Raw genomic sequence first — 22,735 nt, 5'->3', positions numbered from 1 at the left:
CGTCTGGCGCGCAAGGCGCCAGGCAGATTCCCGTCCACTCCCCCATGCCAAAGCGCCTGCAGGCGCGGCGGCAGAGGCAAGAGAGAATCGCTGTGCTGGCCGAATATTTGCCGTCTCTGCTGTTTCTGATCGTTGCCACCGGTATCGGCGTTACGCTGATGCTGGTTGGTCGATTCCTCGGTCCCCGCCGCCCTGATCTGGAAAAGCTCTCGCCGTACGAGTGCGGCTTCGAGGCCTTCGAAGACGCGCGCATGAAGTTCGATGTGCGCTACTACCTGATCGCGATCCAGTTCATCGTCTTCGACCTGGAAATCATCTTCATCGTGCCGTGGACCCAGGTCTTCATGGAACTGGGCGCCCGCTCGCTCATCACCATGGGCCTGTTCGTCGGCATGCTGTTCCTCGGTTTCATTTACGTCTGGAAGAAGGGAGCGCTGGAATGGGAGTGATTCAGACTCTCGATGGCCTCATGAACAACCCCACGCCGGAAGGCCGGGTTGATGACATCCTGCGGCCGGAAGGCGACAACCCGCTGCTGGAGAAGGGCTTCGTCACTACCAGCGTCGATGCACTGCTGAACTGGGCGCGCACCGGCTCGATGTGGCCGATGACCTTCGGCCTGGCCTGCTGCGCCGTCGAGATGATGCACGCCGGTGCCGCGCGCCTGGACCTCGACCGCTACGGCGTGGTGTTCCGCCCGTCGCCGCGTCAGTCCGACGTGATGATCGTGGCCGGCACCCTGGTCAACAAGATGGCCCCGGCGCTGCGCAAGGTCTACGACCAGATGCCGGACCCGAAGTGGGTCATCTCGATGGGTAGCTGCGCCAACGGTGGCGGCTACTACCACTACTCCTATTCTGTGGTGCGCGGCTGTGATCGCGTGGTGCCGGTGGACGTCTACGTCCCGGGCTGCCCGCCGACCGCCGAGGCGCTGGTGTACGGGATCCTGCAGCTGCAGAAGAAGATCTGGCGTACACAGACCATCGCCCGCTGACCCCTTCACCTGACAAGAGCGCGCCAAGCCCCCATGGCAGAGCAAGCATCCTTCATCGACCGACTGTCCGCACGTTTCGCTGGTGCGAAGGTCATCGTGGTCGAACCCCGCGGCGAAGTGACGCTGGAAGTGCCTGCCGCCGAGTGGCACGCCACCGCCCTGGCGCTGCGTGACGAGTTTGGTTTCGAGCAGGCCGTGGATCTGTGCGGCGTCGACTACCTCGGCTACGGCTCCGACGAGTGGGACACCGCCGATGTGTCCTCGCAGGGCTTCAGCCGTGGCGTCGAAGGCAAGGCCCAGGGCCGCTTCGCGTGGGGCGAGTTCCCCACCGAGGAAAACGGTGCCGACGGTGCCCGCCCGCAGCACATGCCGACCCAGCGCTTCGCCGTGGTCGCCCAGCTGCGTTCGTACCAGCACAACCTGATGATGCACCTGCGCTGCTTCGCCCCTGACGAAGCGCTGCCGGTGGTGTCCTCGCTGACCGGCGTCTGGCCGGGCCTGAACTGGTTCGAGCGCGAAGCGTTCGATCTGTACGGCGTGATCTTCGAAGGCCACCCGGACCTGCGCCGGATCCTGACCGACTACGGTTTCGTCGGCCATCCGTTCCGCAAGGATTTCCCGCTGATCGGCAATGTCGAAGTCCGCTACGACGAAGAAAAGAAGCGCGTGATCTACGAACCGGTCACCTCGGTGGAGCCGCGTGTCGGCGTGCCGCGCGTGATCCGCGACGACGCCCGTCTGCAGACCGCAGAAGGTGAGCGCGCGCAGGAGGCAGTGAAGTGAGCCACGTACACCAGGCTGGCGAAGCGTTCGCCAGCAACGCCGCCGAAAGCCGGCAGGAAATCCGCAACTACACCATGAACTTCGGCCCGCAGCATCCGGCCGCTCACGGTGTGCTGCGCCTGATCCTGGAAATGGACGGTGAAACCATCATGCGCGCCGACCCGCACGTGGGTCTGCTGCACCGTGGTACCGAAAAGCTGGCCGAGTCCAAGCCGTTCAACCAGTCGATCGGCTACATGGATCGCCTGGATTACGTGTCGATGATGTGCAACGAGCACGCCTACGTGCGCGCGATCGAGACCCTGATGGGCATCGAGGCGCCGGAGCGTGCCCAGTACATCCGCACCATGTACGATGAAATCACCCGCATCCTCAACCACCTGATGTGGCTGGGCTCCAACGCGCTCGACCTGGGCGCGATGGCGGTGATGCTGTACGCCTTCCGCGAACGCGAAGAGCTGATGGACTGCTACGAAGCGGTTTCCGGCGCGCGCATGCACGCAGCGTACTACCGTCCGGGCGGTGTCTACCGCGACCTGCCGGACCACATGCCGAAGTACAAGGAATCGCGCTGGCACAAGGGCAAGGCGCTGAAGCAGCTCAATGCTTCGCGCGAAGGCTCGCTGCTGGACTTCCTGGAGAACTTCACCGTCGAGTTCCCCAAGCGCATCGACGAATACGAAACCCTGCTGACCGACAACCGTATCTGGAAGCAGCGTACCGTCGGCATCGGCGTGGTCACTCCCGAGCTGGCCCATCAGTGGGGCATGACCGGCGTGATGCTGCGCGGCTCGGGCATTGCCTGGGACCTGCGCAAGAAGCGTCCGTACGCCAAGTACGATGCCGTCGATTTCGACATCCCGCTGGGCAAGGAAGGTGACTGCTACGACCGCTACCTGGTCCGCGTTGCCGAAATGCGCGAATCCAACCGCATCATCAAGCAGTGCGTGGCGTGGCTGAAGGCCAACCCGGGCCCGGTGATGGTGAAGAACTTCAAGGTCGCTCCGCCCAGGCGCGAGGACATGAAGGACGACATGGAAGCGCTGATCCACCACTTCAAGCTGTTCAGCGAAGGCTACTGCGTACCGGCCGGCGAGACCTACTCGGCGGTGGAGGCCCCGAAGGGCGAGTTCGGCTGCTACCTGGTCTCCGATGGCGCCAACAAGCCGTTCCGCGTGCACCTGCGCGCGCCGGGCTTCGCCCACCTGTCCTCGATCGATTCGGTCGTGCGCGGCCACATGCTGGCCGACGTGGTGGCGATGATCGGTACCTACGACCTGGTGTTCGGCGAGGTTGACCGGTAATGCCGTCCGCTACGCCAACGCCCGCTGCAGGCAGCCGGCGCAAGCCGGCGCCGCAGTTTCTGGAATTTCACGTTATGCATTTCGCTGAGGTCGGCCGATGAAGGCGACAGGTAATTTCGAGGCGGCGCGCGACGTCGACCCGATGGTGGTGCTGAGCGACAAGACCCGCGCTCACATCGATCACTGGCTGTCCAAGTTCCCGCCGGATCGCAAGCGCTCTGCCGTGCTGCAGGGCCTGCATGCGGCCCAGGAGCAGAACCAGGGCTGGCTGACCGACGAGCTGATCGCCGCCGTGGCCAAGTACCTGGACCTGCCGCCGGTCTGGGCCTACGAGGTCGCCAGCTTCTACTCGATGTTCGAGACCGAGAAGGTGGGCCGCAACAACGTGGCCATCTGCACCAACATCAGCTGCTGGCTCAATGGCGCCGAAGACATCGTGCGCCACTGCGAGAAGAAGCTGGGCATCAAGCACGGTGAATCGACCCCGGACGGCCGCGTCTACCTCAAGCGCGAGGAAGAATGCCTGGCCGGCTGCGGCGGCGCACCGATGATGGTCATCAACGGTCACTACCATGAGCGTCTGACCCTGGAAAAGGTCGACGAGCTGCTGGACGGGCTGGAGTAAGGGCATGGCACATCACCACGAATCCAAGGGTCCGGTCGGCCCCGCGCCGCTGCCGCACCAGGTGGTCTACACCACCCTGCATTACGACACCCCGTGGTCGTACGAAAGCTACCTGAAGACCGGTGGTTACGCTGCCCTGCGCAAGATCCTCGAAGAGAAGATCCCGCCGGAGCAGGTCATCGAGATGGTCAAGGCCTCGGGCCTGCGCGGCCGCGGTGGCGCCGGCTTCCCGACCGGCCTGAAGTGGTCCTTCATGCCCAAGGGCAACATGCAGAAGTACATCCTCTGCAACTCGGACGAATCCGAGCCGGGCACCTGCAAGGACCGCGACATCCTGCGCTACAACCCGCACTCGGTGGTGGAGGGCATGGCGATCGCCTGCTACGCCACCGGTTCGACCGTGGGCTACAACTACCTGCGCGGTGAATTCCACCACGAGCCGTTCGAGCACTTCGAGCAGGCCCTGGCCGACGCCTATGCGAACGGCTGGCTGGGCAAGAACATCCTCGGCAGCGGCGTGGACATCGACATCTACGGTGCGCTGGGCGCCGGCGCCTACATCTGCGGTGAAGAAACCGCGCTGATGGAATCGCTGGAAGGCAAGAAGGGCCAGCCGCGCTACAAGCCGCCGTTCCCGGCAAACTTCGGCCTCTACGGCAAGCCGTCGACGATCAACAACACCGAAACCTACGGTTCGGTGCCGGCGATCATCCGCAACGGCCCGGAGTGGTTCAAGGGCCTGAGCCTGACCGCCAACGGCGGCCCGAAGTGCTTCTCGGTGTCCGGCTGCGTGCAGAACGGCGGCAACTTTGAAGTACCGCTGGGCACCACCTTCGACGACCTGCTGGAAATGGCCGGTGGCCTGCGTCCGGGCCGCAAGCTCAAGGGCGCGATTCCGGGCGGCGTGTCGATGCCGGTGCTGACCGCGGCCGAGCTGAAGGGCCTGCCGATGGACTACGACACCATCCGTGCGCTGGGCTCCGGCCTGGGTTCGGGGGCCATCGTGGTGCTCGACGACAGCGTCTGCTGCGTCAAGTTCGCCTGCCGCATCAGCCAGTTCTTCCACAAGGAATCGTGCGGCCAGTGCACGCCGTGCCGTGAAGGTACCGGCTGGATGCACCGCGTGCTGGAGCGCATCGTCGCCGGCAAGGCCACGATGGAAGACCTGCACCAGCTGAAGGCGGTGGCCGGCCAGATCGAAGGCCACACCATCTGTGCGTTCGGTGAAGCGGCTGCATGGCCCATCCAGGGCTTCCTGCGCCAGTTCTGGGACGAATTCGAGTACTACATCGTCAACGGTCATTCGATGGTTGACGGCAAGAAGGTGGAGGCAGCCGCCGCATGAGCGCGCAACCCGTAAACCCGAACGTGCCACCAGACCACGTGACCATCGAGATCGATGGCAAGTCGCTGGTCGTGCCCAAGGGTTCGATGATCATCCAGGCGGCCGACAAGGCCGGCATTCCGATTCCGCGCTTCTGCTACCACGAGAAGCTGCCGATCGCCGCCAACTGCCGCATGTGCCTGGTGGACGTGGAGAAGTCGCCGAAGCCGGCGCCTGCCTGCGCTACCCCGGTGATGGACGGCATGAAGGTCGCCACCCGCAGTGAGAAGGCACTGAAGTTCCAGCGCTCGGTGATGGAGTTCCTGCTCATCAACCATCCGCTGGACTGCCCGATCTGCGATCAGGGCGGCGAGTGCGAGCTGCAGGACGTATCGCTGGGCTATGGCCGTTCGGTCAGCCGTTTCAACGAGCGCAAGCGCGTGGTGCCGGACGAGGACATGGGGCCGCTGGTGGCCACCGAGATGACCCGTTGCATCCAGTGCACCCGCTGCGTCCGCTTCACCGCCGACGTTGCCGGTACCTACGAACTGGGTGGCATGTACCGCGGTGAGAACCTGCAGATCGGCACCTTCGACGGCAAGCCGCTGACCACAGAGCTGTCGGGCAACGTCGTCGACGTCTGCCCGGTCGGCGCGCTGACCAACAAGGTGTTCCAGTTCCGCGCCCGCCCGTGGGAGCTGACCGCGCGCGAGTCGCTGGGCTACCACGACGCGATGGGTTCGAACCTGTTCCTGCACGTGCGTCGCGGCGAAGTGCTGCGCACCGTGCCGCGCGACAACGAAGCGGTGAACGAGTGCTGGCTGTCCGACCGCGACCGCTACTCGCACCAGGGCCTGTACAGCGAAGACCGCGCGGTCAAGCCGCTGCGCAAGGTCAATGGCGAGTGGAAGGAAGTGAGCTGGGCCGAAGGCCTGGCCGCAGCCGCCGAGATCCTCAAGGCGAACCAGGGCGACAACCTGGGCGTGCTGGTGCATCCGTCGACCTCGAACGAGGAGGGTGCGCTGCTGGCCCGCCTGGCCAAGGGCCTGGGCTCGGGCAACATCGACCACCGCATCAACAACCGCGATTTCTCCGACGCCGCAACCGCCGAAGTGTTCGGCCTGCCGCTGGCCGAGATCGAAGGCGCCGACCGCATCGTCGTCCTGGGCAGCAACATCCGCCACGAACTGCCGCTGCTGCACGCCCGCCTGCGCAAGGCGCAGACCACCAAGGGCGCGAAGATCCACGTCATCAATCCGGTGGACTTCGACTTTGCCTTCAGCATTGCCGGCAAGCAGATCGTCGCACCGTCCAAGTTCGTCGATGCGCTGGCCAGCAGCGAGCTGCGTTCGGCAGTGCAGGGCGGCAACAACACCGTGCTGATCGTCGGTGGCATCGCCGAGAATCACCCGCAGGCTGCCGCGATCCGCGCCGCGGCGCGTGACTTCGCCGCAGCGACCGGTGCCAAGCTGTGCCGCATCCCGCAGGGCGCCAACGCCGTGGGCCTGACCCGCGCCGGCGTGCTGCCGGCCGGCAAGGACGTCGCCACGATGCTGGCGCAGCCGCGCCAGGCCTACGTGGTGTACGGGCTGGAGCCGGGCCTGGACTTCGCCGATGCACCGGCCGCGCGCAAGGCGCTGGTGGGTGCCCAGGTGGTGGCGTTCAGCCACTTCGCCTGCGCCTCGACCCGCGACGTTGCAGACGTGATCCTGCCGATCGGTGCGCTGCCGGAAATCGATGCCACCCTTACCAACCTCGATGGTCGCGAGCAGTCGGCCCGTGCCGGCGGCAAGCTGCCGGGCGAGGCCCGTGAAGGCTGGCGCGTGCTGCGCGCCCTGGGCGGCGACATGGCGCTGGCCGGTTTCGACTTCACCGACCTGGCCGGACTGCGTGCCAGCCTGGCCCCTGTGTCGGTCAGTATTGCCGCTTCGGCACAGCCGGCGGTTGCCGGTGAAGGCCTGGAAGTGGCTTCGACCGCCGCGATCTACCGCACCGATGCGGTGGTCCGTCGCGCGCCGGCGCTGCAGTCGCATCCGCTCAGCAACGCCCCGCGCATCGTGCTGAACGCTGAAGATGCCGCTCGCCTGCAGCTGCAGGAAGGGCAGATGGCCAAGGTCGGCACCGATGCCGGCAAGGCCACCCTGCCGGTGGTGGTCGACGCCCGCGTCGCAGCGGGTTCGGTCTGGATTGAATCGGGCCACGGCGCGACCGCGCCGCTGGGTGCCGCTCGCGTATCGGTGGTGGCTGCATGAACGAATTGCTGTTGAACGCGGTCGACCCGCTGCACCAGTGGCTGCTGGGCCTCGGTGACATCGGCGCGCTGGTCTGGATCATCCTGAAGATCCTGGTGATCGCCGTTCCGGTGATCATCTCGGTGGCCTTCTACGTGGTCTGGGAACGCAAGCTGATCGGCTGGATGCACGTCCGCCACGGCCCGATGTATGTGGGCATGGGCATCTTCCAGGCCTTCGCCGACGTCTTCAAGCTGCTGTTCAAGGAAGTGGTCCAGCCGAGCAGCGCCAACAAGGCGATCTACCTGCTGGCCCCGCTGATCACCCTGGCCCCGGCCTTCGCGGCCTGGTCGGTGGTCCCCTTCGATTCGCAGATCGTGCTGTCCAACGCCAACGCCGGCCTGCTGTACCTGCTGGCGATGACCTCGCTGGGCATCTACGGCATCATCCTGGCCGGCTGGGCGTCCAACTCGAAGTACGCGTTCCTGGGTGCGATGCGCGCCTCGGCACAGATGATCAGCTACGAAATCGCCATGGGCTTTGCCCTGGTCGGCGTGATGATCGCCTCGGGCAGCCTGAACCTGAGCAACATCGTGATGGCGCAGGCCGGCAGTTCCGGCTTCTTCGACTGGTTCCTGCTGCCTTTGTTCCCGCTGTTCGTCATCTACTGGGTGTCGGGCGTGGCTGAAACCAACCGCGCGCCGTTCGACGTGGTGGAAGGCGAATCGGAAATCGTCGCCGGCCACATGGTCGAGTACTCCGGCGGCGCGTTCGCCCTGTTCTTCCTGGCCGAATACGCGAACATGATCCTGATCAGCTTCCTGATCTCGATCTTCTTCCTCGGCGGCTGGCTGAGCCCGGTCCAGGGCTGGGTCAACTTCGGCGATGTCTCGCCGCTGGTCGACTGGGTCTGGAAGGGCGGCGCGCCGTGGCTGTTCGTCAAGGTGTTCTTCTTCGCCAGTGCCTACATCTGGTTCCGTGCCAGCTTCCCGCGCTTCCGCTACGACCAGATCATGCGCCTGGGCTGGAAGGTCTTCATCCCGCTGGCCATTCTGTGGATCGCGGTTACCGCCGTCATGGTGTTCTTCGGCGTGATTCAAAAGGGCGTCTAAAGTGATGAACAGGATTACCCATTACTTCAAGAGCCTGCTGCTGCTCGAACTGCTGGCGGGCCTCTGGCTGACGCTGAAGTACAGCTTCAAGCCGAAGTACACGATGATGTACCCGATGGAGAAGTTCCCGCAGTCGCCGCGCTTCCGTGGCCTGCACGCGCTGCGCCGTTACCCCAACGGCGAAGAGCGCTGCATTGCCTGCAAGCTGTGCGAAGCGGTGTGCCCGGCGCTGGCCATCACCATCGACTCGGCCAAGCGCGAGGACGGAACCCGCCGCACCACGCGCTACGACATCGACCTGTTCAAGTGCATCTTCTGCGGCTTCTGCGAGGAAAGCTGCCCGGTGGACTCGATCGTCGAAACCCACATCCTCGAGTACCACTTCGAGAATCGTGGCGAAAACATCGTTACCAAGCCGCAGCTGCTGGCCCTGGGCGACCGTCTCGAAAACGAGATCGCCGAGCGTCGTGCCGCCGATGCCGCTTACCGCTGAGGTCGAGAGATGGATTGGGTAAATATCGCTTTCTGGGTGTTCGCCATCGCGGCAACGGTTTCGGCCGGTGCGGTGATCAGCGTGCGCAACCCGGTTCACGCCGTGCTCTGCCTGGTGCTGACCTTCTTCTCCATTGCCTGCGTGTGGCTGCTGGTGGGCGCCGAGTTCCTCGGTGTGGCGCTGGTGCTGGTCTACGTCGGCGCGGTGATGGTGCTGTTCCTGTTCGTGGTGATGATGCTGGACATCGATCCCACCAAGCTGCGTGAGGGCTGGGTGCGCTACCTGCCGGTCGGCCTCATCGTCGCCGTCGCGATGCTGGTGCAGATGCTGATCCTGATCGGCGTCAAGGCGCGTTCGGCCACGCCGTTCCCGGCCGACAACGCCGCTGCGGTCGCCGCCGACACGTCCAACATCACCTGGCTGGCGCGCACGTTGTTCACCGAGTACCTGCTTCCGTTCGAGTTCGCCGCCGTCATCCTGACCGTGGCCGTGGTTGCTGCCGTGATGCTGACCCTGCGTCGCCGCACCGGCGTCAAGAGCCAGAACCCGGGTGAGCAGACCATGGTCAAGGCCGGCCAGCGTCTGCGCATGGTCAAGATGGGTGCCGAGGCCCCGGTCGTGCACAGCAACAGCAAGCCGGCCACCGGCGAGGAGACCCAGCCGTGATTACCCTTGGCCACATCCTTGCGCTTGGCGCGGTGCTGTTCGCCATCAGCCTGGCCGGCATCTTCCTCAACCGGAAGAACGTCATCGTCCTGCTGATGTCGATCGAACTGATGCTGCTGTCGGTGAACATCAACTTCGTCGGCTTCTCGCGCCAGCTGGGCGATCCGTCCGGCCAGCTGTTCGTGTTCTTCATCCTGACCGTCGCCGCCGCGGAAGCCGCCATCGGCCTGGCGATCCTGGTGACCCTGTTCCGTACCCGCCGCACGATCAATGTCGGCGAAGTCGATTCGTTGAAGGGCTGATCCACAGATGGAAATCACTCTCTCCAAGAGTCTGTTGATCGCAGTGGTGCTCGCACCGCTGTTCGGCAGCATCATCGCCGGCCTGTTCGGTCGCCAGGTCAAGCGCTTCGGCGCGCAGACCATCACCATCCTCGGCGTCGCGGTGGCCTGCGGCCTGTCGATGTACACGTTCTACCAGTTGATGTGGGGCGGCGCGCAGCCGTTCAACCAGAACATCTACACGTTCTTTGAAGTCGGCCAGTATTCGGCGCACGTCGGCTTCATGGTCGACAAGCTGACCGCGATGATGATGGTAGTGGTGACCTTCGTGTCGCTGCTGGTCCACATCTACACGATCGGCTACATGCAGGACGACCCGGGCTACCAGCGGTTCTTCAGCTACATCTCGCTGTTCACCTTCTCGATGCTCACCCTGGTGATGAGCAACAATTTCCTGCAGCTGTTCTTCGGCTGGGAAGCGGTGGGCCTGGTGTCGTACCTGCTGATCGGCTTCTGGTTCAAGCGCCCGACCGCGATCTTCGCCAACATGAAGGCGTTCCTGGTCAACCGCGTCGGTGACTTCGGCTTCCTGCTGGGCATCGCCGGCGTGCTGTGGGTGTTCGGCACCCTGGACTACTCGCAGGTGTTCTCGCAGGCCGGCATGCTGGCTGACCCGCGCGCCCAGCTGCAGATCTGGGACGGCACCATCCTGGGCATGCAGCTGCTGAACGAGCCGGTGATCTGGTCGATCGCCACCGTCATCTGCATCTGCCTGTTCATTGGTGCCATGGGCAAGTCGGCCCAGGTCCCGCTGCATGTGTGGCTGCCGGACTCGATGGAAGGCCCGACCCCGATCTCGGCACTGATCCACGCCGCGACGATGGTGACAGCCGGTATCTTCATGGTCACCCGCATGTCACCGCTGTTCGAGCTGTCGCAGACCGCGCTGAACTTCGTGCTGTTCATCGGTGCCACCACCGCGTTCTTCACCGGCCTGATCGGCATCGTGCAGAACGACATCAAGCGCGTCGTCGCGTATTCCACGCTGTCCCAGCTGGGCTACATGACGGTTGCACTGGGCGTGTCGGCCTATTCGGCCGCCGTGTTCCACCTGATGACCCACGCCTTCTTCAAGGCCCTGCTGTTCCTGGGCGCCGGCTCGGTCATCATCGCGATGCACCACGAGCAGGACATGCGCAAGATGGGCGGCCTGCGCAAGTACATGCCGATCACCTTCATCACCATGTGGATCGGTACCCTGGCGCTGGTGGGTACGCCGTTCTTCTCCGGCTTCTACTCGAAGGACACCATCATCGAGGCGGCCGAGCTGCACGCGCACCTGTCCAACAACTGGGTGGCCACCTACGGCTACTGGGCCGTACTGGGCGGCGTGATCGTCACCAGCTTCTACAGCTTCCGCCTGCTGTTCCTGACCTTCCATGGCAAGGAACGATTCCGCGACACGCATGATGACCACGCGCATGGCCATGGCCATGACGAGCACCATGCCGCCGATGCCCACCACGGCGATGCGCATCACGACGACCACGGGCATGGCCACGGTCCTCATGAGCCGCACGAAACCCCGTGGGTGGTGACCCTGCCGCTGATCCTGCTGGCCATCCCTTCGATCGCCATCGGCTTCTTCAGCATCGGTCCGATGCTGTATGGCACCGACTGGGCCGGCCACCACGCGCACGACGCCATCAAGGGACAGGCGCATACGTTCTTCACCGGCATCGTGGACTTCTACGATCCGGCCAAGAACACCATCGGCTTCCTGGGCGAGGAGTTCCATGGCCCGGTCGCGTTCGCGCTGCACGGCATGATGGCGCCGGCGTTCGTGCTGACCGTTGCGGGCTTCCTGCTGGCCGCACTGTTCTACCTGTGGAAGCCGGACCTGTCGGGCAAGGCCCGCAAGACCTTCGCTCCGCTGGTGTCGGTGCTGGAAAACAAGTACGGCTTCGACAAGCTGTGGATCGATGGCTTTGCCGGTGGCAGCGTCAAGCTGGGCAAGGTCTCGCGCTGGATCGACAGCAACATCGTCGACGGCGTGGTCAATCTCTCGGCACGTGTTGTGGACGTCGCAGCCGGCGTGCTGCGTCGTACCCAATCCGGTTTCCTCTATCACTACGCCTTCGCGATGATCATCGGCCTGATTGCCCTGCTGGGCGTGCTGATGCATTACCTGCGTTGATGACCTGTACGGAATAAGAAGACGTGTCGAACTGGCCTCTACTCAGTGTCCTCATCTGGCTGCCGATCATCGGTGGTGCCCTGATTCTTGCGATCCGTGATGCGCAGACCGCCCGCTGGGCGTCGCTGGGCGTAGCGGTGCTGACGTTCGTGGCGAGCCTCTCGCTGCTGAGCGGCTACAACGCGGGCGTCGACGGTCTGCAGTTCGTCGAGACCCACGCCTGGATCCCGGCGTACAAGATCGGCTACAACCTGGGCGTGGACGGCATTGCCGTGGCGCTGATCCTGCTGACCACCCTGGTCAGCGTGCTTGCCCTGATCGGCGCGTGGAGCGCCATCGACAAGCGCGTGAACCAGTACGTGGCGGCCTTCCTTATCCTGGAAGGCGTCACCGTGGGCATCTTTGCTGCGACGGACGCGATGCTGTTCTACGTGTTCTTCGAAGCGATGCTGATTCCGATGTTCCTGATCATCGGTGTCTGGGGCGGCCCGCGCCGCATCTACGCCGCGCTGAAGTTCTTCCTGTACACCTTCCTCGGCTCGGTGCTGATGCTGGTGGCGCTGATCTACCTGTACATGAAGGGCGGCAGCTTCCAGCTGGCCGACCTGTACGCACTGCCGCTGTCGGCCAAAGAACAGACCTGGATCTTCTTCGCCTTCCTGATCGCCTTCGCGGTCAAGGTGCCGATGTTCCCGGTCCACACCTGGCTGCCGGATGCCCACGTGGAAGCGCCGACCGCCGGTTCGGTGATCCTGGCCGCGATCGCCCTGAAGATCGGTGGCTACGGCTTCCTGCGCTTCAACCTGCCGATCGTTCCGGACGCGTCGCAGGAATGGGCCTGGCTGGTGATCGCGTTGTCGCTGATCGCAGTGATCTATGTCGGCCTGGTCGCCCTGGTGCAGGACGACATGAAGAAGCTGATCGCCTACTCGTCGATCGCGCACATGGGCTTTGTCACCCTCGGCACCTTCATCGCCCTGTGGCTGGTGCGTGAAGCCGGCAACGCCGATGCCGCCCGCCTGGGCCTGCAGGGCGCCATGGTGCAGATGATCTCGCACGGCTTCGTGTCCGGCGCCATGTTCTCCTGCGTCGGCGTGCTGTACGACCGCATGCACAGCCGCCGCATCGCCGATTACGGCGGCGTGGTCAACGTGATGCCGTGGTTCGCCACCTTCGCCATGCTGTTCTTCATGGCCAATGCTGGCCTGCCGGGTACCAGCGGTTTCGTCGGCGAGTTCATGGTCATCCTCTCGGCCTTCCAGCGTAATCCGTGGATCGCCCTGGGCGCGGCCACCACCCTGATCATCGGCGCCGCCTACACCCTGTGGCTGTACAAGCGCATCTTCTTCGGCGAAGTGGCCAACAGCCATGTGGCCGAACTGAAGGACATCAACGGCCGCGAATGGCTGGTGCTGGGCGTGTTCGCCATCGGCGTGCTGGCCCTGGGCATCTACCCCAAGCCGCTGACCGACCTGATGGAGCCCTCGATCGCGAAGCTGGCGATGCAGATCGCATCCAGCAAGCTGCTGTAATTCCAGGATTTGATGATGACCACCTCGCCGCTGCTGCCATTGACCGCCGCTGACCTGCCACCGCTCGCTCCCGAGCTGGTGCTGATCGGCAGCGCCTTCGCCCTGATGATCCTCGACCTGTTCGTCAGCAACCGGAACAAGATCGTCACCCACCTGTTCGCGCTCGCTGCGCTGGCCGTGGTGCTGTTCATGCTGGCCACCGGCGTGGGCGGGCAGGGGGAGGTCTTCCATGGCATGTTCGTGCGCGATACCGCCGCGGACGTGATGAAGACCGGGATCGTGCTGCTCAGCGGCCTGACCCTGATCTACGGCTGGCGCTACCTGCGTGACCGCAACCTGTTCCAGGGCGAGATCCCGGTGCTGATCCTGTTCGGTACCGCCGGCATGATGATCCTGGTCTCGGCCGGCAGCCTGCTGATGGTCTACCTGGGCCTGGAGCTGCTGGCGCTGTGCTCCTACGCCCTGGTCGCCAGCAACCGTGAAAACGGCCTGGCCTCGGAAGCGGCGATGAAGTACATCGTGCTGGGCTCGCTGGCCTCGGGCCTGCTGCTGTACGGCATGTCGCTGATCTACGGCGCCACCGGCAGCCTGCACCTGGACGTCATCCGCGATGCCATCCCGCACTCGGAAGAGCGCGTGCTGCTGATCACCGGTGCGGTGTTCATGATCGCCGGCGTCGCCTTCAAGCTGGGCGCCGCGCCGTTCCACATGTGGCTGCCGGACGTCTACCAGGGTGCCCCGGCACCGATCGCGCTGTTCATCAGCTCGGCGCCGAAGCTGGCGGCCTTCGGCATGGCCTACCGCCTGCTGGAAATGGGCGTGGGGCCGCTGTCGACCGAGCTGCAGCTGCTCATTGCCGGCCTGGCCGCAGTCTCGCTGGTCATCGGCAACCTGATGGCCATCGCGCAGAGCAACCTCAAGCGAATGCTGGCGTTCTCCACCGTCTCGCACATCGGCTTCCTGCTGATGGGCATCGCCGGTGGCGGCGCGCAGGGCTATGCCGCCGCGCTGTTCTACGCACTGGCCTACGCCATCATGTCGACCGCTGCCTTCGGTGCGATCATCGCCCTGTCGCGCGCCGGTTTCGAAGCCGAGAACATCGAGGACTTCAAGGGGCTCAACGCCCGCAATCCGTGGATGGCCGGCCTGGTGCTGTGCATCATGGCGTCGCTGGCCGGCATCCCGCCGTTCCTGGGGTTCTGGACCAAGCTGGCGGTGCTGGGCGCGGCCGTCAACGGCGGCCTGCTGTGGCTGGCCATCCTTGGCGTGCTGTGCGCCGTGGTGGGCTGCTTCTACTACCTGCGCGTCATCAAGGTCATGTACTTCGATGAGCCGGTGGGCGAGGCCATGCCGCGCAGCAACGACCGCGTGCTGGGCCTGGTGCTGGGCGTGAACGCGCTGGCACTGCTGGCGCTGGGCCTTGCCTGGAACCCGATCATGGTCTGGTGCCAGCAGGCATTTGCGCATCTTGCATAAAAATTGACACAAAGCTGCGCGATTCGTGTAATATGCGCAGCCTGAGTTGTCACTGCAGCGGTTCAGCCAGAACATCGTTGCGGTAGCCGTCCTCGAAAGAGCGCGGCAGCAGTTCAAACACTTCCGGTGCGGGGTGGAGCAGTCTGGCAGCTCGTCGGGCTCATAACCCGAAGGTCGCAGGTTCAAATCCTGCCCCCGCTACCAACGTCGGATCGGCGCCAACCGATTTGATGAATGAGGGAAAGCTTGCATGTTTCGAAGCAATCGCTCATAATTCCGCTCCTGATGCGGGGTGGAGCAGTCTGGCAGCTCGTCGGGCTCATAACCCGAAGGTCGCAGGTTCAAATCCTGCCCCCGCTACCAAGTAAAGAGATCGCCTTCGAAGTCCTCCTTCGAAGGCGTTTTTCTTTGGGCTGGCCCGTTTCTGTAGAGTCGAGCCATGCCCGAACTGCCGGTGCGGAAAAGGGGCTGCCCCCAGGCCCGCACCTTGCACCAGCGCGGTGCAGCCGCTATCATCAGCGGCCTAGCAGTACCCCTGAAGGCGGCCTCCCAGCGGGAGTCCGGATCCGGAAGGAGGGCCGCGACCGGCAGGCAATGCAGGTTGCAACCGGAATCCAGTCACCGGAGTCTTTCCGGAAAAGGGGCCCAGCGGGCCCTTTGTCGTTTCCGGGGCGTCATGTTTTCACGCTGGCCAAGGCCGGCACCCAACCAAGAGATCAAGGCAGGCTGTGAGCGACAAGGCAACCGACATCGCGAATCTGCTCGCCCCGACCGTTGTGTCGCTGGGCCTGGAGCTGCTGGGCGTTGAGTATCTGCCGGCCCCCGGCGGTGCGACCCTGCGCCTTTACATCGACGTGCCACTGGCTGAACAGCCCGAGCGCATCATCAATGTCGACGACTGTGAGCGGGTCAGCCGCGAAGTGTCGGCGCAGCTGGACGTCGAAGACCCGATCAGCGGCAATTACACGCTGGAAGTGTCCTCGCCGGGCGTGGATCGCCCGTTGTTCAACCTGGAGCAGTTCGCTCGCCACCAGGGTGAATCGGCCAAGGTCACGCTGAAGCTGCCGCAGGACAACCGTCGTCGCCTGCAGGGGCGTATCGAGGCGACCGACGAGGCTGCGGGCACCATCACCTTCATCGTCGACAAGGCCGAAGTGGTGGTGTCGGCCGACAACATCGACAAGGCACGGATCATGCCCGACTGGGTGGCGCTGGGGCTGGCCCCGAGCAAGCCGACCGGTCCGGCACCGAAGCGTCCGAAGCCGAACACGAATTCTTCTTCCAACGAGCCGGCGGCAAAGAAGCCGCGCGCGGAGTGAGCCAATGAGCAAGGAACTGTTGCTGGTAGTCGACGCAGTCGCCAACGAGAAGGGCGTGCCGCGTGAAGTGATCTTCGATGCCATCGAGGCCGCTCTGGCCTCGGCAGCGAAGAAGCGCTATCCCGACGAGGAAGTGCTGACCCGCGTGGTCATCGACCACAAGGATGGCAGCTACGAAACCTTCCGCCGCTGGGAAGTGGTGGCCGATGATGTGGTCATGGAGTCGCCCGACCGCCAGATCCGCCTGATGGATGCCGTCGACGAAGCCGAAGGCGTCGAGGTCGGCGACTACATCGAAGAACAGATCGAGAACCCGGACTTCGGCCGCATTGCTGCCCAGGCCGCCAAGCAGGTCATCGTCCAGCGCGTGCGCGAAGCCGAGCGCCAGCAGGTCGTGGACGCGTGGAAGGATCGTGTCGGTGAGTTGATCACCGGCGTGGTCAAGCGCGCCGAGCGTGGCAACATCTATGTCGACCTCGGTGGCAACGCCGAAGGCTTCATTCCGAAGGACAAGGGCATCCCGCGCGACGTGCTGCGCGCCGGTGACCGCGTGCGCGGCTACCTGGCCGAGGTCCGTTCGGAACCGCGTGGTCCGCAGCTGTTCATCAGCCGCGCCGCCCCGGAATTCATGATCGAGCTGTTCAAGCTGGAAGTGCCGGAAGTCGGCCAGGGCCTGGTGGAAATCAAGGCCTGTGCGCGCGATCCGGGCGATCGCGCCAAGATCGCCGTGCTGGCCCACGACCAGCGCACCGATCCGATCGGTGCCTGCATCGGCATGCGCGGTTCGCGCGTGCAGGCCGTGTCCAACGAGCTCAACGGCGAGCGCGTGGACATCGTGCTGTGGAACGACAATCCGGCCAACTTCGTCATCAATGCGATGGCGCCGGCCGAAGTCCAGTCGATCATCGTCGATGAAGACAAGCACTCGATGGACCTGGCCGTTGCCGAAGACCGTCTCGCCCAGGCGATCGGCAAGGGCGGCCAGAACGTGCGCCTGGCCAGCCGCCTGACCGGCTGGCAGCTCAACGTGATGACCCAGGACCAGGTCACCGCCAAGTCCGAGGCCGAGCAGGCCGCCGCACGCCAGCTGTTCATGGACAAGCTGGAAGTGGACGAAGAGATCGCCGGCATCCTGGTCAGCGAAGGCTTCGGCACCGTCGAGGAAATCGCATATGTCCCGGTCGGCGAACTGCTGGCCGTGGAAGGTTTCGACGAAGACATCGTCGAAGAGCTGCGCGCTCGTGCCCGCGATGCGCTGCTCAATGAGGCCCTGGCAGTCGAGGAAGGCCTTGAAGACGGCCAGCCGGCGCAGGACCTGCTGTCCCTGAAGGGCATGGACGAAGCCACCGCGTATGCGCTGGCCGGCCACGGCGTGCGTACCAGCGAGGACCTGTCCGACCTAGCCGCCGACGAGGTCATGGACTTCGGCATTGAAGGGCTGGACCAGGAGCGCGCTGCGGCGCTGATCCTGGCCGCGCGTGCCGAGGAGATCGCCCGACTGGAACGCGGCGAATGAGCCGGCAATGAACAGGGCCCTGAGCCGCTCAGGGCGTAGAATCCGCGCCACCTCCAGATGCGGGGGGGCGCCCACAAGATCATAGGATCCGAATGTCGCAGCAAACCACCATCCGCAAGCTTGCCGAACTGGTCAACACACCGGTCGAAAAACTGCTGGAACAGCTGGCCGGTGCCGGCATGAAGTTCAGCGGTCCCGACCAGGTCGTGACCAGTACCGAGAAGGTGAAGCTCCTGGGCTTCCTTCGTCGTTCGCACGGCAAGCCCGAGCAGGCCCCGGAAGAGACGGATCAGTCTGCAAAGAAGATCACGCTCAACCGCCGGAAACAGCAGGAAGTGACGGTCAGTTCCGGTCGCAGCAAGACGACCGTGAATGTCGAGGTGCGCCAGAAGCGTACCTACGTCAAGGATGGTGCTCGCGCCATGACGCCGGACGAAGAGCGCGCCGACATCCTGCGCAAGCTGGAAGAGTCGCGTGCGCGCAACCTCGCCGAACAGCAGGCGCTGGCCGAAAAGGATCGTCTGCGCGACGAAGCCATCGTCCGTGCCCGCGAGGAAGAGGCCGCCGCCAAGGAACGCGCCGAGGCCGAGAAGAAGGCCGCCGAGGAAGCTGCGGCTGCCGCCAAGGCGGCCGAGACGCTGGCTGCCAGCAAGCCCAAGCGTGCTCCGATCGACGAAACCGCGCCGCGCCCGCCGCGCGCCCCGGCGACAGCCCCGGCTGCGCCGCGCAGTGCGCCGCCGCCGCGCAACGACGACCGCAACAACCGCAGCGCGCCGCGCAACGAGCGTGGCCCGGGTGATCGTTTCGCCGGCCAGATGCACCTGTCTGCGGCCGATCGTGCGCGTCGTGGCAACAGCAACAACAGCAACACCCGTGGTCGTCCGGGCGGCCGCAACCAGGCCGGTGGCCGTCGCGACATGTCGCGTGGTGGCAACAACGCCGGCCCGCACGCGTTCGAACGTCCGACCGCACCGGTGGTGCGTGAAGTGGCGATCGGCGACACCATTACCGTGGCCGACCTGGCGCAGAAGCTTGCGCTGAAGGGTGGCGAGGTGGTGAAGGCGCTGTTCAAGATGGGCGTGATGGCCACCATCACCCAGTCCATCGACCATGACACCGCCGCGCTGGTGACCGAAGAACTCGGCCACAAGGCGATCCGTGCCAACGACAACGACGCCGAAGACGCGCTGCTGGCCTCGGCCGGTGAAAACCAGGGCGAAGCCACCCAGCGTCCGCCGGTGGTCACCATCATGGGCCACGTCGACCACGGCAAGACCTCGCTGCTGGATTACATCCGCCGCACCAAGGTTGCCACCGGCGAAGCCGGCGGCATCACCCAGCACATCGGTGCCTACCACGTGGATACGCCCAAGGGCGTGATCAGCTTCCTGGATACCCCGGGCCACGCGGCGTTCACCTCGATGCGTGCGCGCGGCGCCAAGCTGACCGACATCGTGGTGCTGGTCGTTGCTGCCGATGACGGCGTCATGCCGCAGACCAAGGAAGCGATCCAGCACGCCCGTTCGGCGGGTGTGCCGCTGATCGTGGCGATCAACAAGATCGACAAGTCCGACGCCGACCCGATGCGGGTCAAGAACGAACTGCTGTCCGAGCAGGTCGTGGCCGAGGACTTCGGTGGTGACACCCAGATGGTGGAGATCTCGGCCAAGACCGGCCTGGGCATCGACGACCTGCTGGACGCCATCTCGATCCAGGCCGAACTGCTGGAACTGAAGGCGGTCGACGAAGGCCGGGCCTCGGGCGTGGTGATCGAATCGTCGCTGGACAAGGGCCGTGGCCCGGTCGCCACCGTGCTGGTGCAGCAGGGTCGCCTGAAGAAGGGCGACTACCTGGTGTGCGGCATCCAGTACGGCCGCGTGCGTGCGCTGTTCGACGAAACCGGCAAGCAGCCGGAGTTCGCCGGCCCGTCCATCCCGGTGCAGGTCCTGGGCCTGTCCGGCGTGCCGGAAGCCGGTGACGACTTCGTGGTCGTCGAGGACGAGCGCCTGGCCAAGGACGTTGCCCAGCAGCGTGAGACCAAGCGCCGTGAATCGCGCCTGGTCGCCACCGCGGGCAGCCGCATGGAAGACATCATGGCGACCCTGGGCAAGGGCGAGGGCCAGCAGGTCCTCAACCTGGTCATCAAGGCCGACGTGCAGGGTTCGGTGCAGGCCCTGAGCCAGGCACTGGTCGCGCTGTCCAACGACGACATCCGCATCAACGTGATCCACTCCGGCGTGGGCGGCATCACCGAGTCGGACGCCAACTCGGCGGCCGCTTCGAAGGCCACCGTCATCGGCTTCAACGTGCGTGCGGATGCTTCGGCCCGTCGCATCATCGAATCCAACGGCGTGGACCTGCGTTACTTCTCGATCATCTATGACGTGATCGATCAGGTGAAGCAGGTGGCCTCCGGCCTGCTGGGCGTGGAGATCCGCGAAGAGATCATCGGTATCGCCGAGGTCCGCGACGTCTTCCGCAGCTCCAAGCTGGGCGCTGTTGCCGGCTCGATGGTCATCGAGGGCGTGGTCAAGCGCAACAAGCCGATCCGCGTGCTGCGCGACAGCGTGGTGATCTTCGAGGGCGAGCTGGAATCGCTGCGTCGCTTCAAGGAGAACGTCGAGGAAGTCCGCAACGGTACCGAATGCGGTATCGCGGTGAAGGCCTACAACGACGTCAAGCCGGGTGACCAGATCGAGTGCTTCGAGCGTATCGAAGTGCCGCGCACCCTGTAATGCTGCAAGGCGGCCCGACCAACGGTCGGGCCCTACCGTGATGTAGAACCCGACCAACGGTCGGGTACCATGGTAGATGTAGCGCCCGACCGTTGGCCGGGCGACAATCGAATCAAAGGTAGCGCCCGACCGTTGGTCGGGCGACAACTGAACCAAGAGCTCCTCGTGCCCAAGACTTTCCATCGAACCGACCGTGTCTCTGCCCAGCTGCGCCGCGAACTCGGCACCCTGGTGCACAACGCCGTGCGCGAGCACGGGTTGCCCTCGGTGAGCGTGTCCGACGTGGAAATCACCCGCGACATGGCTCATGCCAAGGTCTTCGTCACCGCGCTGATGCCGGAGCGTTCGGCGGAAGCGGTGGCCGGCCTGAAGGAACTGGGCTACCGCCTGCGCATGGACCTGGCCCGGGCGATGAAGCTGCGCCATGTGCCGGAGCTGCATTTCCACTACGACGACTCGGTCGATCGTGGCGAGCATATCGACAACCTCCTGCGCGACCTGCCCGATACGCTGGCCGCGGAGAAGCGTCGCGAGAGCGACGAAGAATAACCGCGTGACGCCGGGCATGCCCGGCGTTGTTGCATTCCGGCTGCGCGATGTCTGATGCAGACCGCGCTGCGGCAGTCGAGCATGGCTCGACTCTACAAAATTCTGTCATGACCCGAATTCAGTTCCGCCGCCTGGATGGCATCCTGCTGCTCGACAAGTCGACCGGCATGAGCTCCAACGCCGCCCTGCAGGTGGCCCGTCGCCTGTTCCGTGCCGAGAAGGGCGGCCACACCGGCAGCCTCGACCCGCTGGCCACCGGTCTGCTGCCGCTGTGCTTCGGCGAGGCGACCAAGATCGCTGGGCTGCTGCTGGGGTCGGCCAAGGCCTACGATGCCGAGATCGTGCTCGGCCAGACGACCGATACCGACGATTCCGAGGGCCAGGTGCTGCTGCAGCGCCCGGTACCGGCGATCGGTGCCGAGGCCCTGCAGGCCGCGTTGGCGCCGCTGACCGGCAACATCCGCCAGCGTGCCCCGGTCTATTCGGCACTGAAGCAGGGTGGTGAGCCGCTGTATGTGAAGGCCCGCCGTGGTGACGTCATCGAGGCGCCGGAACGCGAGGTGCAGGTGCACGCCATCGACGTGCTGGAGCAGCAGCCTGAGCGCTTGCGGCTGCGCGTGACCTGCGGTTCGGGCACCTACATCCGCAGCCTGGCCCGCGACCTGGGCGAGGCGCTGGGATGTGGCGCACACATCAGTGCGCTGCGCCGGCTCTGGGTGGAGCCGTTCCGCGAACCGGCGATGGTCACCCTGGACCAGCTGCGGGCGATGGCCGAGGCCGGCGACGAGGCGGCCATGGATGCGCTGCTGCTGCCGCTGGCGGCCGGCCTGGCTGAATACCCGCGGGTCGATCTCGATGCCGACCAGACCCATCGCTTCTGCGTCGGCCAGCGCCAGCGCGACCCGTCCTGGCCCCACGGCCTGGTGGCGGTGTTCGGTCCGGGCGATGCTGTCCAGGGGCTGGGCCAGGTCGATGGCAGTGGCCTGCTGGCTCCGCAGCGTCGTTTCAACCTCTGACCGGGGCCAGGGCGGTTCAGCCCCGGTCCTTGTCCCGGAAGCCCCTGGCCGTTACAATTTCGCGGCCGTTTTCCGGCAGCCTGCCTCGTGCAGGTTTCATCCTCGTAGTCCACGGCGAGCCTGGCGGTGCGCGAAGCGCGTTCCTGCCGGCCACGCATCACAGAGAAAAAAGAAATGTCGATCGACACCCAGAAGGTCATTGAAGACAACAAGCGCAGCGCCGCTGACACCGGCTCCCCGGAAGTCCAGGTGGCCCTGCTGACCGCCCGCATCGAACTGCTGACCGGCCACTTCAAGACCCACAAGAAGGACCACCACAGCCGCCGCGGCCTGCTGCAGATGGTCAACCGCCGTCGCAGCCTGCTCGACTACCTGAAGAAGAAGGACGTCGAGCGTTACAAGGCCCTGATCGAGAAGCTTGGCCTGCGTCGCTAAGCAACGAATTCCCCGCGGCGCAGCGATGCGCCGCGGTTTTGTTTTGTAGTACCGCAATCCCCGATTCAGGCCGGAACGATCCGGTCACCCGTTGGCGGCAAGGGTCGCCGACGGTCCAAATTCGCAGACAGCATCCCCAAGGACACC

Annotated in this window: 20 protein-coding genes and 2 tRNA genes; all 22 read left to right on the top strand. The window is 64.9% G+C overall.

Annotation, left to right across the window (positions count from 1 at the left end; genetic code table 11):
• The first annotated feature begins 92 nt into the window (after positions 1-92).
• The 22 genes from G370_RS0110675 to rpsO all read left to right on the top strand — a co-directional run bounded on the left by G370_RS0110675 (position 93) and on the right by rpsO (position 22,588).
• The gene (locus G370_RS0110675) at positions 93-449 is read left to right on the top strand and encodes an NADH-quinone oxidoreductase subunit A (RefSeq protein WP_010486426.1); all 357 of its coding nucleotides are present in this window, start codon (positions 93-95) and stop codon (positions 447-449) included.
• Positions 440-994, top strand: coding sequence for a NuoB/complex I 20 kDa subunit family protein (locus tag G370_RS0110670; RefSeq protein ID WP_005410463.1), 555 nt, complete (start codon positions 440-442; stop codon positions 992-994). The genes G370_RS0110675 and G370_RS0110670 overlap by 10 nt, the downstream gene beginning before the upstream one ends.
• Before the next feature lie 33 nt (positions 995-1,027).
• On the top strand, positions 1,028-1,777 hold the full coding sequence (locus G370_RS0110665) for an NADH-quinone oxidoreductase subunit C (protein WP_019660585.1): 750 nt from the start codon (positions 1,028-1,030) through the stop codon (positions 1,775-1,777).
• Complete coding sequence (locus G370_RS0110660; RefSeq protein ID WP_005417935.1) at positions 1,774-3,081, top strand: NADH-quinone oxidoreductase subunit D; 1,308 nt, start codon at positions 1,774-1,776, stop codon at positions 3,079-3,081. The genes G370_RS0110665 and G370_RS0110660 overlap by 4 nt, the downstream gene beginning before the upstream one ends.
• Positions 3,082-3,178: 97 nt before the next feature.
• Complete coding sequence (gene nuoE / locus G370_RS0110655; protein WP_014647867.1) at positions 3,179-3,706, top strand: NADH-quinone oxidoreductase subunit NuoE; 528 nt, start codon at positions 3,179-3,181, stop codon at positions 3,704-3,706.
• 4 nt (positions 3,707-3,710) lie between these two features.
• Positions 3,711-5,051, top strand: coding sequence for an NADH-quinone oxidoreductase subunit NuoF (gene nuoF / locus G370_RS0110650; RefSeq protein ID WP_005417934.1), 1,341 nt, complete (start codon positions 3,711-3,713; stop codon positions 5,049-5,051).
• Positions 5,048-7,282 carry an NADH-quinone oxidoreductase subunit NuoG gene (gene nuoG / locus G370_RS0110645; RefSeq protein ID WP_019660584.1) on the top strand — a complete coding sequence of 745 codons (2,235 nt, stop codon included), beginning with the start codon at positions 5,048-5,050 and terminating at the stop codon, positions 7,280-7,282. The genes nuoF and nuoG overlap by 4 nt, the downstream gene beginning before the upstream one ends.
• Positions 7,279-8,373, top strand: a complete 1,095-nt coding sequence (gene nuoH, locus G370_RS0110640; RefSeq protein WP_019660583.1) for an NADH-quinone oxidoreductase subunit NuoH — start codon at positions 7,279-7,281, stop codon at positions 8,371-8,373. Before nuoG ends, nuoH begins: the two co-directional genes overlap by 4 nt.
• 4 nt (positions 8,374-8,377) lie before the next feature.
• Positions 8,378-8,866 (top strand): NADH-quinone oxidoreductase subunit NuoI, encoded by a 489-nt coding sequence (nuoI, locus tag G370_RS0110635; protein ID WP_005410456.1) that lies wholly within the window; start codon positions 8,378-8,380, stop codon positions 8,864-8,866.
• 9 nt (positions 8,867-8,875) lie between these two features.
• Positions 8,876-9,532 (top strand): NADH-quinone oxidoreductase subunit J, encoded by a 657-nt coding sequence (locus G370_RS0110630; protein ID WP_019660582.1) that lies wholly within the window; start codon positions 8,876-8,878, stop codon positions 9,530-9,532.
• Entirely contained in the window at positions 9,529-9,834 is a 306-nt protein-coding gene (gene nuoK, locus G370_RS0110625; protein ID WP_005417921.1) for an NADH-quinone oxidoreductase subunit NuoK, read from the top strand. Before G370_RS0110630 ends, nuoK begins: the two co-directional genes overlap by 4 nt.
• Positions 9,835-9,841: 7 nt before the next feature.
• Positions 9,842-12,010: an NADH-quinone oxidoreductase subunit L gene (gene nuoL / locus G370_RS0110620; RefSeq protein WP_019660581.1), complete on the top strand. Its 2,169-nt coding sequence runs from the start codon at positions 9,842-9,844 to the stop codon at positions 12,008-12,010.
• A 23-nt stretch (positions 12,011-12,033) separates the two neighbouring features.
• Positions 12,034-13,542, top strand: a complete 1,509-nt coding sequence (locus G370_RS0110615; protein ID WP_019660580.1) for an NADH-quinone oxidoreductase subunit M — start codon at positions 12,034-12,036, stop codon at positions 13,540-13,542.
• A 15-nt stretch (positions 13,543-13,557) separates the two neighbouring features.
• The gene (nuoN, locus tag G370_RS0110610; RefSeq protein ID WP_019660579.1) at positions 13,558-15,018 is read left to right on the top strand and encodes an NADH-quinone oxidoreductase subunit NuoN; all 1,461 of its coding nucleotides are present in this window, start codon (positions 13,558-13,560) and stop codon (positions 15,016-15,018) included.
• Between the two features lie 127 nt (positions 15,019-15,145).
• Positions 15,146-15,222: transfer RNA gene (locus G370_RS0110605), tRNA-Met, on the top strand.
• Between the two features lie 82 nt (positions 15,223-15,304).
• Positions 15,305-15,381 (top strand) — tRNA-Met (locus G370_RS0110600).
• A 365-nt stretch (positions 15,382-15,746) separates the two neighbouring features.
• Positions 15,747-16,337: a ribosome maturation factor RimP gene (rimP, locus tag G370_RS0110595; RefSeq protein ID WP_019660578.1), complete on the top strand. Its 591-nt coding sequence runs from the start codon at positions 15,747-15,749 to the stop codon at positions 16,335-16,337.
• Between the two features lie 4 nt (positions 16,338-16,341).
• Positions 16,342-17,853: a transcription termination factor NusA gene (gene nusA / locus G370_RS0110590; protein WP_019660577.1), complete on the top strand. Its 1,512-nt coding sequence runs from the start codon at positions 16,342-16,344 to the stop codon at positions 17,851-17,853.
• A gap of 92 nt (positions 17,854-17,945) precedes the next feature.
• Positions 17,946-20,588 carry a translation initiation factor IF-2 gene (infB, locus tag G370_RS0110585; protein WP_019660576.1) on the top strand — a complete coding sequence of 881 codons (2,643 nt, stop codon included), beginning with the start codon at positions 17,946-17,948 and terminating at the stop codon, positions 20,586-20,588.
• 165 nt (positions 20,589-20,753) lie between these two features.
• Positions 20,754-21,137, top strand: coding sequence for a 30S ribosome-binding factor RbfA (gene rbfA, locus G370_RS0110580; RefSeq protein ID WP_019660575.1), 384 nt, complete (start codon positions 20,754-20,756; stop codon positions 21,135-21,137).
• A 107-nt stretch (positions 21,138-21,244) separates the two neighbouring features.
• Complete coding sequence (truB, locus tag G370_RS0110575) at positions 21,245-22,153, top strand: tRNA pseudouridine(55) synthase TruB (RefSeq protein ID WP_019660574.1); 909 nt, start codon at positions 21,245-21,247, stop codon at positions 22,151-22,153.
• Between the two features lie 174 nt (positions 22,154-22,327).
• Entirely contained in the window at positions 22,328-22,588 is a 261-nt protein-coding gene (gene rpsO / locus G370_RS0110570; RefSeq protein ID WP_005417886.1) for a 30S ribosomal protein S15, read from the top strand.
• The last annotated feature ends 147 nt before the right edge of the window (positions 22,589-22,735 follow it).

Origin of the sequence: Stenotrophomonas hibiscicola ATCC 19867, assembly GCF_000382065.1 — a bacterium.
GTDB classification, from domain to species: Bacteria; Pseudomonadota; Gammaproteobacteria; order Xanthomonadales; family Xanthomonadaceae; genus Stenotrophomonas; species Stenotrophomonas hibiscicola.
This window is presented reverse-complemented; position numbering and strand designations above follow the sequence as displayed.

Bases quoted from the DNA above. Each gene is read 5' to 3' on its own strand.
- nuoN (WP_019660579.1), top strand. From the start codon at position 13,558: ATGACCACCTCGCCGCTGCTGCCATTGACCGCCGCTGACCTGCCACCG.
- nuoF (WP_005417934.1), top strand. From the start codon at position 3,711: ATGGCACATCACCACGAATCCAAGGGTCCGGTCGGCCCCGCGCCGCTG.
- nuoL (WP_019660581.1), top strand. From the start codon at position 9,842: ATGGAAATCACTCTCTCCAAGAGTCTGTTGATCGCAGTGGTGCTCGCA.
- nuoI (WP_005410456.1), top strand. From the start codon at position 8,378: ATGAACAGGATTACCCATTACTTCAAGAGCCTGCTGCTGCTCGAACTG.
- nuoG (WP_019660584.1), top strand. From the start codon at position 5,048: ATGAGCGCGCAACCCGTAAACCCGAACGTGCCACCAGACCACGTGACC.
- infB (WP_019660576.1), top strand. From the start codon at position 17,946: ATGTCGCAGCAAACCACCATCCGCAAGCTTGCCGAACTGGTCAACACA.
- nuoE (WP_014647867.1), top strand. From the start codon at position 3,179: ATGAAGGCGACAGGTAATTTCGAGGCGGCGCGCGACGTCGACCCGATG.
- nuoH (WP_019660583.1), top strand. From the start codon at position 7,279: ATGAACGAATTGCTGTTGAACGCGGTCGACCCGCTGCACCAGTGGCTG.
- G370_RS0110630 (WP_019660582.1), top strand. From the start codon at position 8,876: ATGGATTGGGTAAATATCGCTTTCTGGGTGTTCGCCATCGCGGCAACG.
- rpsO (WP_005417886.1), top strand. From the start codon at position 22,328: ATGTCGATCGACACCCAGAAGGTCATTGAAGACAACAAGCGCAGCGCC.
- G370_RS0110665 (WP_019660585.1), top strand. From the start codon at position 1,028: ATGGCAGAGCAAGCATCCTTCATCGACCGACTGTCCGCACGTTTCGCT.
- truB (WP_019660574.1), top strand. From the start codon at position 21,245: ATGACCCGAATTCAGTTCCGCCGCCTGGATGGCATCCTGCTGCTCGAC.
- G370_RS0110670 (WP_005410463.1), top strand. From the start codon at position 440: ATGGGAGTGATTCAGACTCTCGATGGCCTCATGAACAACCCCACGCCG.
- nusA (WP_019660577.1), top strand. From the start codon at position 16,342: ATGAGCAAGGAACTGTTGCTGGTAGTCGACGCAGTCGCCAACGAGAAG.